This is a genomic window from Klebsiella sp. KP20-425-1 (genome assembly GCF_025813515.1).
GTDB lineage: Bacteria > Pseudomonadota > Gammaproteobacteria > Enterobacterales > Enterobacteriaceae > Klebsiella > Klebsiella pneumoniae.
The window spans coordinates 1,716,229-1,731,841 of the sequence record NZ_CP109614.1 but is presented as its reverse complement, the minus strand read 5'-3'; the positions used below and the strand labels follow the sequence as shown (position 1 = coordinate 1,731,841).

Genomic DNA, 15,613 nt, shown 5'->3' with positions numbered 1-15,613 from the left:
TGGTATGCGCCCCGGGCGGCTATTCCGCCGCCGGCGCCCAGTCATCGGTATACCAGATATGCAACAGCGCGTAGGATCGCATCGGCTGCCAGCGGCGGGCATAGCGGGCGATGGCGGCCGGGGTCATACCCGGAAAGCGCTGTTTAATCAGGTAATCATCCGGCAAAAAGACATCTTTCGCCTGCCAGCCGCGCAGGGCAAAGTAGTTTGCCGTCCAGCGGCCAATCCCGGGCAGGGTTTGCAGTTGACGCAGCCCGGCGTCGATATCCGCCGGCGCCGTCAGGGGCAGCTCGCCGCTGAGCGCCGCCCGGGCGAGGTGGATCAGCGCCTCCGCGCGTCGCAGCGGCATCCCCAGCGCCTTCAGCGCCTGCGGATCGGCCCGGGACAGGGCCTTTGGCGTCGGGAACAAGACATATCCAGGCGCCTCCGCCAGCGGTTCGCCCCAGCCAGCCGCCACTTTGGCGGTGAGCCGTGCGGCCATCGCCACGCTCACCAGCTGGCCCAGCACCGCGCGCACCGCCTGCTCGAAGGCATCCAGCGCCCCCGGCAGGCGCAGCCCCGGCCGCGCCTCGGCCAGAGGGCCCAACGCCCCGGCGACCTGCCGCGGGTCGCAGGCTAAATCAAACAGCTGGCCAATTCGCGCATAGCAGATCTCCGCTACCGGCTGCAGTCCCGGGGAAAGGCTCACCCGCAGGCCCTGCGCCTCCTCGTCCGGTGCCAGATGAATCAGCCCGCGATGCCCTTCAACGCCAAAGCTGCGACTATAGCCTCCTTCATCAAAGCGCTCGACGCCGGCGACGGCACGCGCCTGCAGAAAACCAACCATCCACGCCCAGTCGTAAGGCGGGGTCCAGGGTAACAGCACCATAAGCTCTCCTTTATATAGCGTTACAATGATAGTCGCCCTTGACCGTCAGCGCCTTGCTTTTAAATTCCAGTTGTCGGCTTGGCGACGATCCGCTAAAGTCGCCCCCCTTCTTCACCGGCATGGGGATTTTGCAGACGATGTTTATTGGTTTTGACTACGGCACCGCCAACTGTTCGGTGGCCGTGATGCGGGAAAACACCCCTCAGCTGTTGACACTGGAAAACGGCAGCGCCCTGCTGCCCTCGATGCTCTGCGCGCCAACGCGCGAAGCGGTCAGCGAGTGGCTCTATCGCCATCATGATGTCCCCACCCACAGCGACGAAAACCAGGCGCTGCTGCGTCGGGCCATCGCCGCCAACCGCGACGAAGACATCGAGGTGCTGCGCAACAGCGTGCAGTTCGGTCTCGCCTCGCTGCAGCAGTATGTTGAAGATCCGGAAGAGGTCTACTTCGTTAAATCGCCAAAATCCTTCCTCGGCGCCAGCGGGCTGAAGCCGCAGCAGGTGGCCCTGTTTGAAGACCTGGTCTGCGCCATGATGCTGCACATCAAACTGCAGGCCGAAAGCCAGCTTCCCGAGCAGATCGACCAGGCGGTGATTGGCCGACCGATTAACTTCCAGGGCCTCGGCGGCGACGACGCGAACGCCCAGGCGCAGGGGATCCTTGAGCGGGCGGCTCTCCGCGCCGGTTTCCGCGATGTGGTTTTCCAGTTTGAACCGGTTGCCGCCGGGCTCGATTTTGAAGCGACCCTCAATGAAGAAAAGCGGGTGCTGGTCGTCGATATCGGCGGTGGGACCACCGACTGTTCCTTGCTATTGATGGGCCCGCAGTGGCGGGAGCGCGCCGACCGCCAGCAGAGCCTGCTCGGCCACAGCGGCTGCCGCATCGGCGGTAACGACCTCGACATTGCCCTGGCCTTCAAATGCCTGATGCCCCTCCTCGGCATGGGCGGCGAAACGGAGAAAGGCACCGCGCTGCCGATCCTTCCGTGGTGGAACGCGGTGGCCATCAACGACGTGCCGGCGCAGAGCGATTTCTACAGCACCGCCAACGGCCGTCTGCTTAACGATCTGCTGCGCAGCGCCCGGGATGCCGACAAGGTGGCTCTGCTGCTGAAGGTCTGGCGCCAGCGTCTCAGCTATCGTCTGGTGCGCAGCGCCGAAGAGAGCAAAATCGCCCTCTCCAGCGCCGCCAGCGTCGAAACCGCGCTGCCGTTTATTCAGGACGAGCTGGCCACCGCCATCGCCCAGCAGGGTCTGGAAGCCGCGCTGGATCAACCGTTGACCCGCATTATGGAACAGGTGCAGCTCGCGCTCGACAGCAGCCAGACCACCCCGGACGTGATCTATCTTACCGGCGGCAGTGCCCGCTCGCCGCTGATCAAAAAGGCGCTGACCGCCCAGTTGCCGGGGATTCCGCTGGCCGGTGGCGATGATTTTGGCTCGGTAACCGCCGGGCTGGCCCGCTGGGCGCAGGTGGTTTTCCGCTAACCCCAGCCCACCGCCGCCGCGCAGCAGGTCTGTCCTGATCCTGGCGCTGCAGATTACGCTGGAATATTCCTGGTCTCCCACGCAAAATGGCCTGTTCGTCCGGACAGGCCTGTCCACTCTCGCCCGCTTCCGGGGGCGTATTATCCATACCGTAGCCAGACGTCTGCGGTCAGTAATCTTTGCATGCCGCAAGGGGGCGTGATTGAAAAGGGTGTCTGCGATCTTCGCGGCGGTCCGGCGTTGCCGGCCGCGGCTCCTGGCAGGCTGGCTGCTCAGCTGTGGATTACTCTTGCTGCTGGTCGCCCCGCAGGCGCAGGCGGCGACGCGCCAGGTGGGCATTGATATTCCGGTCCAGTGGTACGCCGACGACAGCGGCCAGATGACCCTCGATCGTTTTGCCGCCCTGCCCGCAGACCAGCTCGCCACCACCCGGCAGATCCCCTCCTTTGGTTATTCGCGAAAAACCTGGTGGCTGCGCAGCGAGCTGCCGGGCACGTGGTTTGCCGGGGAGCCGCGTTGGCTGCAGCTGGGCCCCACTTTCGTCGACCATCTGACCATTTACTACCGGCCACTGGGCAGCGATGGCCCGTGGACGCAGCGCATCTTTGGCGATCGCGACGGCGCCCGCGGAAGCGATCTGCATTATCGGGAAAGGGTGCTGATACTGCCCCCGCCGCCAACCGCCGCCGGCTATGAGCTGGTCTTTCGCCTGCAGAGCACCAGCACCCTGATCCTGCTGGCCTCGCTCTCCTCTGCGCAGGCGTTTGTGCAGCGGGCCACCGCTGACACCGCTTTCTGGAGCTTCTACTTCGGCCTGGCCGCTGTCGCCAGCGGTGTGGCGCTTTGGCTGGCGCTGGCCCTGCGCCGGCGTCTGCTATGGGGCATCTGTCTTTTCTCGCTCAATTATCCGCTGGTGGCCGCTCTGCACGGCTTCCCGGAGTGGTTCTTCGGCCACGCCGCGCTGCCCTTCCAGGATTTTATGATCAGTAGCCTCTCGCTGTTCAGCTATGCTACCGCCCTCTGGCTGCACAGCGAGATTTTTGATCTGAAGAAGAATATGCCGCGACTTCATCAGCTGCTGATCGCCGCCGTGATACTCAACCTGGTGCTGCAGGTCAGTATTCCGCTCGGGTTTTACGGCTTCGCGATGCAGATTGAAGGGGTAGTATTCATCATTATCACCCCGGTGCTGCTGTTCACCTCCTGGTGGCTGTGGCGCAAAAAAGCTATCGACCGTACCACCCTGCTGCTGGGTCTGCTGCCGCCGTTCTATGTCGTCGCCGCGGTGCTGGTGCAGTTGTCGATCCATGGGATTATCCCGTTCCATATGGCGATCTATTCCCTCTGGCAGTACGCGCTGATCGTCCACATCATTACGGTGCTGATCATTGCCATCCTGCGGGTGCGTGCTGAAAACCGCCAGCTGGAGCAGAAGCAGCGCCTGGCGCGCGAACTGCAGATTGAGCGTGAAGCCAGCTTCCACCAGCGGCAGTTTATGGGCATGGTGGCGCACGAATTCCGCACCCCGCTGGCGGTGATCCAGGCGGCGCTGGAGAATCTTCGCCTCTCGGCGGCCTCGACCAGCCAGGAGGCGCGCTTCGATCGCATCGGCCGCGCCGCCACCCGCCTGGTGCAGCTCACCGATAACTGCCTTGCCGACGCCCGGCTCGCCTCCCACGATCTGCACGTCGAGCGCCAGCAGACCGCCCTGCTGACGGTAATCAACATGGCCGCCTCGGTGGTGGCTATCTCCCATGATCACTACCTGAACATCCGCCAGCACGGCGCGGTGGAAAGCCCGCAGCTGCAGGCCGATGCCGGCCTGCTGTGCATCGCCATCGCTAATCTGCTGGATAACGCCGTCAAGTATTCGCCCCCCGGTGAAATCGCCATCGATATTCATTCCGATGCCGGGCAAACGGAGCTACGCATTCGCGACCACGGCCCGGGACTCCCCGCCGGACAGGCGGAACTGATCTTTGAGCGCTACCGCCGCGGCGAGCACACATCGCCGGTGCCAGGCGGCACCGGTCTCGGACTGTATGTTGCGCGTCAGATAGTGCAGGCTCATGATGGCAAACTGTGGCTGGCCGAGCATGGCCCGGACGGCTGCACCTTTATTCTCACCCTCCCCACGGTTGCTTAAGAGGAGAACGACGTATGGCTTTACGGCTGGCGATAATTGAAGATAACGCCGATCTGCTGGATGAACTGCTGGCCTGGCTGGGCTATCGCGGCTTCGAGGTGTGGGGGACGCGCAGCGCCGAAGCCTTCTGGCGGCAACTGCACAGCCATCCGGTGGATATCGTGCTGGTTGATATCGGCCTGCCCGGCGAGGATGGCTTCAGCGTACTGAACTATCTGCATGAGCTGGGGCACTACGGTCTGGTGGTGGTCAGCGCCCGCGGCCAGCAGCAGGATAAACTGCAGGCGCTGAGCCTTGGAGCCGATGCCTATCTGATCAAACCGGTAAACTTCGCCCATCTTGCCGAGACCCTCACCGCCCTCGGCGCGCGCCTGCGCCAGGACCGTCCGGCGGCTCCGCCTGCGGAGGCGATCGGCACGCCGCCGGCCGTCTCCCCCGGCAGCTGGCGTCTGCAAGAGGATAAACTGATTTCACCCGACGCCCGGACGCTGGAGTTAACCCAGCAGGAATATCGCCTGGTGGAGCTCCTGATGCGCAATCGCAACGAAGTGTGCAGCAAACTGGATCTCCATGCCTGCCTGTTTTCCCATGAAAGCGAGCCTGACCTGCACCGGATCGACGTGGTGGTTAGCCGCCTGCGTCACAAGGCACGCCAGCAGGGGATCCACCTGCCCGTTCGCGCAATCTTTGGTAAGGGACTGGCCTTTATTTCCTGAACGACGGGGCGCGTCGGCGGCCGCGCGGGATATAAAAAACTCGTAAGTGTTAATTTTTCTCATTTTCTGAGAGAAATGAGAGGAATGAGACTGACGATGACCTTAAGAACTTTCTTATAGTGCTAGCACATCAGGATGATGGCGTAAGATTTTCACGGGACAGAAAAGCATATAACAAAACGTATTAGCCGTTCGCGGCAAATTCTGACACCATGCAACACAATCAGGGTAAAAACGATGGCCATGCAAACGTGGTTAGTTTTATTGCTATGCATTTTTTTCTTCAGCATCTCTGTATACAGTTTTATTTCCTATCTGAAAGACAGGAGGCGGCAGAAATTTACTTTTAACGATAAGCGTTCGATGCGTCGTAAATAATTCACTTTAAAATAATAAAAAATTATTGTAGGTACTTTTATATCTTCAACACACCGCATACGCCCGGAGGATTTGTCACAGCATGGCGTTATGTTTTGCGTAAGGAAATAACGCCATGAGAAACATTAATGTCACCATCAACACCCGCAACACCTTTGTCCGTGAATCGCTGGTGGCCATGGTCAATGACCTCACCCGGGGCGATCTGCGGGCGCGTTTTTCCTGGCGTAACACCGATCTGTCAGCTGAAGATATCATTATCTGCGAGGTGATCCCCGGGGAAATATACCTGTGTAATACCCTGATTAAGAACAGAAAAAGAGGAAGCTCGCTGATTATTCTCCATAGCTATGACCAGCTGCCGGAAGATGAGTTCATGATTAACTGCCTGAAAGGGGTCATTTTTGTTTCGCTAAAAACGGCCAGTATTCCGCAATTGCTGACGATCATTAAAAGCGAGCTCCAGCATTGTATGACCCCCACGGCTACCGACGCCGCAGGCCGGGAACTCAGTTGCGCCAGCTGTCCGCATCGCGTGTTATCGCGATCGCAGACCGCCGTAGTGCACGGTATTCTCGAAGGGCTGGATATGAGTAAAATCGCCGCCCTGCAGCGTGTGAGTCCCCGCATCGCCGCCTATCATAAGAATAAGATCATGGAAAAATACATCCTGAATAATAATCATGAATTTTTCCAGTTTATGAATCTTTTACGAGAGCGCTGGTAGGCAAACAGCAGCACAAAAAAATAAGATATTGACCTGGCTATATTGTCGGAAATCCGAAAATAGTCGCAGGATGCTAAAAAATATCCAGCGCTGGCGGACATAACGTTAAACTCTGACGCTTCCTCGGTATAAAGACGTTACCGCGCGTCTTCATATAATAAAAAACACGCTACACGAGGAAAACTGATACTTCGTCACATTGCCCCTGACGTGCCTGTCAGGGGTCCTTTTTTCCTTGTGGAATAGCGCCCTCAGTGAAAGGGCGCGGCAGGATCAGGCTTCCGCTTTCTCCACTTCCCAGTCCGGCTGCGCTTCCTCGTCAGTCAGCAACCCTTCATTTTTCGACAGCATCGCGGTGGCGATGCCATTACCCAGCACGTTGATGGCAGAGCGCCCCATGTCGAGGAAATGGTCGATACCCATCAGCAGCAGGATCCCGGCGACCGGTATATTGAAGCTGGGGATCGTCGCCGCCAGCACCACCAGCGCCGAACGCGGCACCCCGGCGATACCTTTCGAGGCCAGCATCAGGGTCAGCATCATGACCGTAATCTCGCTAAAGCTCAGCCGCACGTTATAGGCCTGGGCGATAAACATCGCGGCGAAGGAGCAGTAGACCATTGAGCCAACGAGGTTGAACGAGTAGCCAATCGGCAGGACGAACGAGACGATATTGCGCGAACAGCCAAACTTCACCAGTCGCTCAAGGGTCTTCGGATAGGCCGCTTCCGAGCTGCTGGTGGTAAAGGCCACCAGCACCGGATCTTTCAGCATGTTCAGCAGGCGGAAAACCTCTTTTTTCAGCACCATATAGCCGACGGCAATCAGCACCGCGCTGGTCAACAGCACCGCCAGGTAGTAGCCGCCGATGAACGAAGCATAGTTGAGCAGGATCCCCAGCCCCTGGGAGGCAATCACCGACGAGATGGCGGCGAAGATGGCCAGCGGCGCAACGTACATCACATAGCCCGTCACCTTCAGCATAATGTGCGACACCACGTTAAGGGCCGCCACCAGCGGAGCATTAAACTTCTCCCCCAGCGACGCGCCGGCGATGCCGAAGAACATCGAGAACACCACGATCTGCAGGATCTCGTTGTTGGCCATCGCCTCGGTGATGCTGGTGGGGATGGTGTGCGACAGGAATCCTTTCAGGCTCATGCCGCTGACCGCCAGGCCGGTATCCACCGCCTCTTTCGGCACCGCCAGGTTTAACCCGGCGCCCGGGTGCTGGAAGGTGACGATCACCAGCCCGACGAGAATGGATAATACCGAGGAGGTGATGAACCAGACCATCGCCTTCCCGCCTACCCGGCCGATGGTCGCCGTCTCGCCGAGGCGCATAATGCCGACCGTCAGGGTGCTGAACACCAACGGCGCGATGACCATTTTGATCAACCGCAGAAACAGATCGGTGAGCAGCGTAATATTGTCCGCCCAGGCGGAGACGGTGGTTGGCGTCGCGTAGGCATGGATAGCCGCGCCGGAGAGGATCCCCATCAGCATAAAAATGACGATGAAGAGCGTGAGTTTGTTTGCGTTTGCCACAGCAATGACCCCTGATTATTTAACACGTTGATTTTTAAGTGCATATTTTATTATTATGAGAATGCACTGATTTATTCACCGCATAAATCTAATTAAAGCCCCCGCGGATACAACTATTTTTTGCTTTTTTAAACTAAAAGTTGATATCACCCCGGATATCGGCCGCGGGAGCGCCCGGCGTCGCGGCGGTTATCCAGACATTTCTCAACCTTCTTTTCATAATTCCTCCATTTTTACGGCCCCTTCCCTCACTAAACTAGTATCATTCAGCGAAACGCTTCAGGATGAGACCGTAAACTAATGAAAGGCAGTAACATACGTCGTTGGGGCGCCGCGCTGGCGGTAGTGATTATCGCCGGGGCCGCCTACTGGTTCTGGCACGATCGCGGGACGAGCGGCAGCGGGGCTCCCGCCGCCGGGCAGGGCCCGCAGGGGCCGGGCGGCGCACGCCATGGCCGCTTTGGCGCCGCGCTGGCGCCGGTGCAGGCGGCCACCGCCACCGAAGAAGCGGTCCCGCGCTATCTCACCGGGCTGGGTACGGTGACGGCGGCCAATACCGTCACCGTCCGCAGCCGGGTCGACGGCCAACTGCTGAGCCTTCACTTCCAGGAGGGACAGCAGGTCAAAGCCGGCGACCTGCTGGCGCAGATCGACCCCAGCCAGTTTAAAGTCGCCCTCGCCCAGGCGCAGGGTCAGCTGGCGAAAGATCAGGCCACCCTCGCCAACGCCCGCCGCGATCTCGCTCGTTACCAGCAGCTGGTGAAGACCAACCTCGTCTCCCGCCAGGAGCTCGACACTCAGCAGTCGCTGGTGGTGGAATCCGCCGGCACGGTGAAAGCTGATGAAGCGGCCGTCGCCAGCGCCCAGCTGCAGCTCGACTGGACCCGCATTACCGCGCCAATTGACGGCCGCGTCGGCTTAAAGCAGGTCGATATCGGCAACCAGATCTCCAGCGGGGATACCACCGGGATCGTGGTCCTTACCCAGACGCACCCGATCGACGTGGTCTTTACCCTGCCGGAAAGCAGCATCGCCACGGTGGTGCAGGCGCAGAAAGCGGGCAAAGCGCTTAGCGTCGAAGCCTGGGATCGCACCAATAAGCAGAAAATCAGCGTCGGCGAGCTGCTGAGCCTCGACAACCAGATCGATGCGACCACCGGAACCATCAAGCTGAAGGCGCGCTTTAGCAATCTGGACGACGCGCTGTTCCCCAATCAGTTCGTTAACGCCCGCCTGCTGGTGGACACCCAGCAGAACGCGGTGGTGATCCCTGCCGCCGCGCTGCAGATGGACAACGAAGGGCATTTCGTATGGGTGCTGAACGATGAGAATAAGGTCAGCAAACACAGCGTGACGCCCGGCATCCAGGACAGCCAGAAAGTAGTCATCAGCGCCGGGCTTTCCGCCGGAGATCGCGTGGTCACCGACGGGATTGACCGCCTGACCGAGGGGGCGAAGGTAGAAGTTGTCACCGCCAGCAGCGGCGAGCAGGCGCAGCCCGCCCCGCGCCAGAGCGGTAAACACGGAGCGCGTTCCTGATGCAGGTGTTACCTCCAGGCCGCACCGGCGGCCCGTCCCGGCTGTTTATTATGCGTCCGGTGGCCACCACTCTGCTGATGGTGGCTATCCTGCTGGCCGGGATCATCGGCTACCGCTTTCTGCCGGTCTCCGCCCTGCCGGAGGTCGATTACCCGACCATTCAGGTAGTCACCCTCTATCCGGGCGCCAGCCCGGACGTGGTGACCTCCGCCATCACCGCCCCGCTGGAGCGCCAGTTCGGCCAGATGTCAGGCCTCAAGCAGATGTCGTCGCAAAGCTCCGGCGGCGCCTCGGTAGTCACGCTGCAGTTCCAGCTGACCCTGCCGCTGGACGTCGCCGAGCAGGAAGTGCAGGCGGCCATTAACGCCGCCACCAACCTGCTGCCGAGCGATCTGCCCAACCCGCCGGTCTACAGCAAGGTGAACCCGGCGGATCCGCCGATCATGACTCTCGCCGTCACCTCCTCCGCCATCCCGATGACCCAGGTTGAGGACATGGTGGAGACCCGGGTGGCGCAGAAGATCTCCCAGGTTTCCGGCGTCGGTCTGGTGACCCTCGCCGGCGGCCAGCGCCCGGCGGTGCGGGTGAAGCTTAACGCCCAGGCCATCGCCGCCCTCGGCCTGACCAGCGAAACCGTGCGCACCGCTATCACCAGCGCCAACGTTAACTCCGCGAAAGGCAGCCTCGACGGTCCGGCCCGAGCGGTGACGCTTTCCGCTAACGATCAGATGCAGTCCGCTGAGGATTATCGCCGGCTGATTATCGCTTATCAGAACGGGGCGCCGATCCGGCTCGGCGATGTCGCCAGCGTCGAACAAGGGGCCGAAAACAGCTGGCTCGGGGCGTGGGCCAACCAGCAGCGGGCCATCGTGATGAACGTCCAGCGCCAGCCGGGGGCCAACATCATCGACACCGCCGACAGCATTCGCCAGATGCTGCCGCAGCTCACCGAGAGCCTGCCGAAATCGGTGAAGGTGCAGGTCCTCTCCGACCGGACCACTAACATCCGCGCCTCGGTGCGCGACACCCAGTTTGAGCTGATGCTGGCCATCGCCCTGGTGGTGATGATCATCTACCTGTTTCTGCGCAACGTGCCGGCGACCATTATTCCCGGCGTCGCGGTGCCGCTGTCGCTGGTGGGCACTTTCGCGGTGATGGTGTTCCTCGACTTCTCGATCAACAACCTGACGCTGATGGCCCTGACCATCGCCACCGGCTTCGTGGTGGATGACGCCATCGTGGTGATCGAGAACATCTCGCGCTATATCGAAAAAGGCGAGAAGCCGCTGGCCGCCGCGCTGAAGGGTGCGGGGGAGATCGGCTTCACCATCATCTCCCTCACCTTCTCGCTGATCGCGGTGCTGATCCCGCTGCTGTTTATGGGCGATATCGTCGGCCGCCTGTTCCGCGAATTCGCCGTCACCCTTGCCGTCGCTATTCTTATCTCGGCGGTGGTCTCCCTGACCCTGACGCCGATGATGTGCGCCCGCATGTTAAGCCACGAATCGCTGCGTAAGCAGAACCGATTCTCGCGGGCCAGCGAGCGTTTCTTCGAACGGGTGATCGCCGTCTATGGCCGCTGGCTGAGCCGGGTGCTGAACCATCCGTGGCTGACGCTCGGCGTCGCCCTGAGCACCCTGGCGCTGTCGATTATCCTGTGGGTCTTTATCCCGAAAGGCTTTTTCCCGATCCAGGATAACGGCATTATCCAGGGTACCCTCCAGGCGCCGCAGTCGGTCTCCTTCGCCAGCATGGCCGAGCGCCAGCGGCAGGTGGCCAGCATTATCCTTAAGGATCCGGCGGTGGAGAGTCTGACCTCCTTCGTCGGCGTCGACGGCACCAACCCGGCGCTGAACAGCGCCCGTCTGCAGATCAACCTCAAGCCGCTGGATGAACGCGACGACCGCGTCCAGACGGTGATAAGCCGCCTGCAGCAGGCGGTGGACGGCGTCCCCGGCGTGGCGCTCTACCTGCAGCCGACCCAGGACCTGACCATCGACACCACGGTGAGCCGCACCCAGTATCAGTTCACCCTGCAGGCAAACTCCCTCGAGGCGCTGAGCACCTGGGTGCCGCCGCTGCTCAGCCGCCTGCAGGCCCAGCCGCAGCTGGCCGACGTCAGCAGCGACTGGCAGGACAAAGGCCTGGCCGCCTATATCAAGGTGGATCGCGACAGCGCCAGCCGCCTCGGCATCTCAATGGCCGATGTCGATAACGCGCTGTACAACGCCTTCGGCCAGCGGCTGATCTCCACTATTTACACTCAGGCGAATCAGTATCGCGTGGTGCTCGAGCAGGATACCGAGGCGACGCCGGGCCTGGCGGCGCTGGAGAATATCCGCCTCACCAGCAGCGACGGCGGCATCGTGCCGTTGACCGCCATCGCCACGGTGGAGCAGCGCTTTACCCCGCTGTCGGTGAACCACCTCGATCAGTTCCCGGTGACCACCATCTCGTTTAACGTCCCGGACAACTACTCGCTGGGCGAAGCGGTGGAGGCGATCCTCGCCGCCGAACAGTCGCTGGATTTCCCGACCGATATTCGCACCCAGTTCCAGGGCAGCTCGCTGGCCTTCCAGTCGGCGCTCGGTAGCACCGTCTGGCTGGTGGTCGCCGCGGTGGTGGCGATGTATATCGTGCTGGGGGTGCTGTACGAGAGCTTTATCCATCCGATCACGATTCTCTCCACCCTGCCCACCGCCGGGGTCGGGGCGCTGCTGGCGCTGTGGCTGGCGGGCAGCGAGCTGGACGTGATCGCCATCATCGGCATCATTCTGCTGATCGGCATCGTGAAGAAGAACGCCATCATGATGATCGACTTCGCGCTGGCCGCTGAGCGCGAGCAGGGCATGCCGCCGCGGGAAGCGATCTACCAGGCCTGTCTGCTGCGTTTTCGGCCGATCCTGATGACTACCCTCGCCGCCCTGCTCGGCGCCCTGCCGCTGATGCTGAGCACCGGCGTCGGCGCCGAGCTGCGGCGTCCGCTGGGGATCGGCATGGTCGGCGGTCTGATGCTCAGCCAGGTGCTGACCCTGTTCACCACCCCGGTGATCTATCTGCTGTTCGACCGCCTGTCGCTGCACCTGAAGCGCCGCTTCCCGCGTCAGGAAGAGGAGGCGTAAGTGAAGTTTTTCGCCCTCTTCATTTACCGCCCGGTGGCGACGATCCTCATCTCGCTGGCCATCACCCTGTGCGGCATTCTCGGCTTCCGGCTGCTGCCGGTGGCCCCGCTGCCGCAGGTGGACTTCCCGGTGATCATGGTTAGCGCCTCGCTGCCGGGAGCCTCGCCGGAGACCATGGCCTCGTCGGTGGCCACCCCGCTGGAGCGCTCCCTGGGGCGGATTGCCGGGGTCAATGAGATGACCTCCTCCAGCTCGCTGGGCAGTACGCGCATCATTCTTGAGTTTAACTTCGACCGCGATATCAACGGCGCGGCGCGCGACGTTCAGGCGGCGATCAACGCCGCGCAAAGCCTGCTGCCGAGCGGAATGCCCAGCCGGCCGACCTATCGCAAAGCCAATCCGTCGGATGCGCCGATCATGATCCTGACGCTGACCTCGGACACCTACTCCCAGGGTGAGCTGTATGATTTCGCCTCCACCCAGCTGGCGCAGACCATCGCGCAGATCGACGGCGTGGGCGATGTCGACGTCGGCGGCAGCTCCCTGCCGGCGGTGCGCGTCGACCTCAACCCGCAGGCGCTGTTCAACCAGGGCGTGTCGCTGGACGCGGTGCGCACCGCCATCAGCGACGCCAACGTGCGCAAACCGCAGGGGGCGCTGGAGGACAGCGCGCACCGCTGGCAGGTGCAGACCAACGATGAGCTGAAGACCGCCGCCGACTATCAGCCGCTGATCGTCCACTTTCAAAATGGCGCCGCGGTGCGGCTGGGAGATGTCGCCACCGTCTCGGATTCGGTGCAGGACGTACGCAACGCCGGGATGACCAACGCCAAACCGGCGATCCTGCTGATGATCCGCAAACTGCCGGAAGCCAATATTATCCAGACGGTGGACAGCATCCGCGCCCGCCTGCCGGAGCTGCAGCAGACCATTCCGGCGGCTATCGACCTGCAGATCGCCCAGGACCGCTCGCCGACCATCCGCGCCTCGCTGGAGGAGGTGGAGCAGACGCTGGTGATTTCGGTGGCGCTGGTGATCCTCGTGGTGTTCCTGTTCCTGCGCTCGGGGCGCGCCACGCTGATCCCGGCCGTCGCCGTCCCGGTATCCTTAATCGGCACCTTCGCCGCGATGTATTTGTGCGGCTTCAGCCTCAATAACCTGTCGCTGATGGCCCTGACCATCGCCACCGGCTTCGTGGTGGATGACGCTATCGTGGTGCTGGAGAATATCTCCCGCCATCTGGAGGCGGGGATGAAACCGCTGCAGGCGGCGCTGCAGGGGAGCCGCGAGGTCGGCTTTACCGTGCTGTCGATGAGCCTGTCGCTGGTGGCGGTGTTCCTGCCGCTGCTGCTGATGGGCGGCCTGCCCGGCCGCCTGCTGCGCGAGTTCGCCGTCACCCTGTCGGTGGCGATCGGCATCTCGCTGGCGGTCTCCCTCACCCTGACGCCGATGATGTGCGGCTGGCTGCTGAAAAGCGGCAAGCCCCACCAGCCGACGCGCAACCGCGGCTTTGGCCGCCTGCTGGTGGCCGTGCAGGGCGGCTATGGTAAATCGTTAAAATGGGTGCTGAAGCATAGCCGGCTGACCGGCCTGGTGGTGCTGGGCACCATCGCCCTCAGCGTCTGGCTCTACATTTCGATCCCGAAAACCTTCTTCCCGGAGCAGGACACCGGGGTGCTGATGGGCGGCATTCAGGCCGACCAGAGCATCTCCTTCCAGGCGATGCGCGGCAAGCTGCAGGACTTTATGAAGATCATTCGCGAAGATCCGGCGGTGGATAACGTCACCGGCTTTACCGGCGGCTCGCGGGTCAACAGCGGGATGATGTTTATCACCCTCAAGCCGCGCGACCAGCGCCACGAGACGGCGCAGCAGGTGATCGACCGGCTGCGCAAAAAGCTGGCCAACGAGCCCGGGGCCAACCTGTTCCTGATGGCGGTGCAGGATATCCGCGTCGGCGGCCGGCAGTCGAACGCCAGCTATCAGTACACCCTGCTGTCCGACGACCTGTCGGCGCTGCGCGAGTGGGAGCCGAAGATCCGCAAAGCGCTGGCGGCGCTGCCGGAGCTGGCGGACGTCAACTCGGATCAGCAGGACAATGGCGCCGAAATGGACCTGGTCTATGACCGGGATACCATGTCGCGCCTCGGCATCAGCGTCCAGGACGCCAACAACCTGCTGAACAACGCCTTTGGCCAGCGGCAGATCTCTACCATCTACCAGCCGCTCAACCAGTATAAGGTGGTGATGGAGGTGGATCCGGCCTACACCCAGGACGTCAGCGCCCTGGATAAGATGTTCGTCATTAACAGCGACGGCAAGCCGATCCCGCTGGCCTACTTCGCCAAATGGCAGCCGGCCAATGCCCCGCTGTCGGTGAACCACCAGGGGCTGTCGGCGGCATCCACTATCTCCTTTAACCTGCCCACCGGCCGCTCGCTGTCGGAAGCCAGCGAGGCCATTGACCGCGCGATGACCCAGCTCGGGGTGCCGTCGAGCGTGCGCGGCTCCTTTGCCGGTACCGCTCAGGTGTTCCAGCAGACCATGAACGCGCAGGTGATCCTGATCCTCGCGGCTATCGCCACGGTCTATATCGTGCTGGGGGTGCTATATGAGAGCTATGTGCATCCGTTGACCATCCTCTCGACGCTGCCCTCCGCCGGGGTGGGCGCTCTGCTGGCGCTGGAGATCTTCGATGCCCCGTTCAGCCTAATCGCCCTGATTGGGATTATGTTATTAATTGGCATCGTTAAGAAAAACGCCATCATGATGGTTGATTTTGCCCTGGAGGCGCAGCGTAACGGCAACCTGACGCCGGAAGAGGCGATTTTCCAGGCCTGCCTGCTGCGTTTCCGGCCGATTATGATGACCACCCTCGCCGCGCTGTTCGGCGCCCTCCCGCTGGTGCTCTCCGGGGGCGATGGCTCTGAGCTGCGCCAGCCGCTGGGGATCACCATCGTCGGCGGTCTGGTGATGAGCCAGCTGTTAACGCTCTACACCACGCCGGTGGTCTATCTTTTCTTTGACCGTCTGCGGCTGCGTTTTTCGCGTCACTCCTCTCAACCGGTAAGCGAATAAC

10 protein-coding genes are annotated in these 15,613 nt (G+C 61.7%); 8 read left to right on the top strand and 2 right to left on the bottom strand.

Annotated elements, in window-relative coordinates:
• Nucleotides 1-19: 19 nt before the first annotated feature.
• On the bottom strand, nt 20-868 hold the full coding sequence (gene alkA, locus OHJ17_RS08410; RefSeq protein ID WP_023317076.1) for a DNA-3-methyladenine glycosylase 2: 849 nt from the start codon (nt 866-868) through the stop codon (nt 20-22).
• A 137-nt stretch (nt 869-1,005) separates the two neighbouring features.
• Here alkA and yegD point away from each other — a divergent pair, with 137 nt between their 5' ends.
• From yegD to OHJ17_RS08385, 5 genes are all read left to right on the top strand, one after another.
• Entirely contained in the window at nt 1,006-2,358 is a 1,353-nt protein-coding gene (yegD, locus tag OHJ17_RS08405) for a molecular chaperone (RefSeq protein WP_023317077.1), read from the top strand.
• A 289-nt stretch (nt 2,359-2,647) separates the two neighbouring features.
• Complete coding sequence (locus tag OHJ17_RS08400) at nt 2,648-4,504, top strand: sensor histidine kinase (RefSeq protein ID WP_023317078.1); 1,857 nt, start codon at nt 2,648-2,650, stop codon at nt 4,502-4,504.
• Between the two features lie 14 nt (nt 4,505-4,518).
• Entirely contained in the window at nt 4,519-5,220 is a 702-nt protein-coding gene (locus OHJ17_RS08395; protein WP_004151141.1) for a response regulator transcription factor, read from the top strand.
• Nucleotides 5,221-5,457: 237 nt separating this feature from the next.
• Complete coding sequence (locus OHJ17_RS08390; protein ID WP_004146563.1) at nt 5,458-5,598, top strand: small membrane protein; 141 nt, start codon at nt 5,458-5,460, stop codon at nt 5,596-5,598.
• 115 nt (nt 5,599-5,713) lie between these two features.
• A complete protein-coding gene (locus tag OHJ17_RS08385) occupies nt 5,714-6,325 on the top strand; it encodes a helix-turn-helix transcriptional regulator (protein ID WP_023317079.1) in 612 nt (203 codons plus the stop codon).
• A 273-nt stretch (nt 6,326-6,598) separates the two neighbouring features.
• On the opposite strand, the gene OHJ17_RS08380 is transcribed toward OHJ17_RS08385, so the two are convergent.
• Nucleotides 6,599-7,831, bottom strand: a complete 1,233-nt coding sequence (locus OHJ17_RS08380; protein ID WP_240843356.1) for a dicarboxylate/amino acid:cation symporter — start codon at nt 7,829-7,831, stop codon at nt 6,599-6,601.
• A 342-nt stretch (nt 7,832-8,173) separates the two neighbouring features.
• On the opposite strand from OHJ17_RS08380, the gene OHJ17_RS08375 reads away from it, so the two are divergent.
• From OHJ17_RS08375 to mdtC, 3 genes are read left to right on the top strand one after another with little or no spacing between them, the layout of a single operon-like run.
• On the top strand, nt 8,174-9,412 hold the full coding sequence (locus tag OHJ17_RS08375) for an MdtA/MuxA family multidrug efflux RND transporter periplasmic adaptor subunit (RefSeq protein ID WP_023317081.1): 1,239 nt from the start codon (nt 8,174-8,176) through the stop codon (nt 9,410-9,412).
• Nucleotides 9,412-12,534, top strand: a complete 3,123-nt coding sequence (locus tag OHJ17_RS08370) for an MdtB/MuxB family multidrug efflux RND transporter permease subunit (protein WP_004149055.1) — start codon at nt 9,412-9,414, stop codon at nt 12,532-12,534. Before OHJ17_RS08375 ends, OHJ17_RS08370 begins: the two co-directional genes overlap by 1 nt.
• Nucleotides 12,535-15,612 (top strand): multidrug efflux RND transporter permease subunit MdtC, encoded by a 3,078-nt coding sequence (gene mdtC, locus OHJ17_RS08365; RefSeq protein WP_023317082.1) that lies wholly within the window; start codon nt 12,535-12,537, stop codon nt 15,610-15,612.
• Nucleotide 15,613 lies beyond the last annotated feature (1 nt).

Excerpts from the sequence above, each read along its gene's own strand:
- alkA (WP_023317076.1), bottom strand. The coding sequence starts at position 868 with ATGGTGCTGTTACCCTGGACCCCGCCTTACGACTGGGCGTGGATGGTT.
- yegD (WP_023317077.1), top strand. The coding sequence starts at position 1,006 with ATGTTTATTGGTTTTGACTACGGCACCGCCAACTGTTCGGTGGCCGTG.
- OHJ17_RS08395 (WP_004151141.1), top strand. The coding sequence starts at position 4,519 with ATGGCTTTACGGCTGGCGATAATTGAAGATAACGCCGATCTGCTGGAT.
- OHJ17_RS08390 (WP_004146563.1), top strand. The coding sequence starts at position 5,458 with ATGGCCATGCAAACGTGGTTAGTTTTATTGCTATGCATTTTTTTCTTC.
- OHJ17_RS08385 (WP_023317079.1), top strand. The coding sequence starts at position 5,714 with ATGAGAAACATTAATGTCACCATCAACACCCGCAACACCTTTGTCCGT.
- OHJ17_RS08380 (WP_240843356.1), bottom strand. The coding sequence starts at position 7,831 with ATGCTGATGGGGATCCTCTCCGGCGCGGCTATCCATGCCTACGCGACG.
- OHJ17_RS08375 (WP_023317081.1), top strand. The coding sequence starts at position 8,174 with ATGAAAGGCAGTAACATACGTCGTTGGGGCGCCGCGCTGGCGGTAGTG.
- OHJ17_RS08370 (WP_004149055.1), top strand. The coding sequence starts at position 9,412 with ATGCAGGTGTTACCTCCAGGCCGCACCGGCGGCCCGTCCCGGCTGTTT.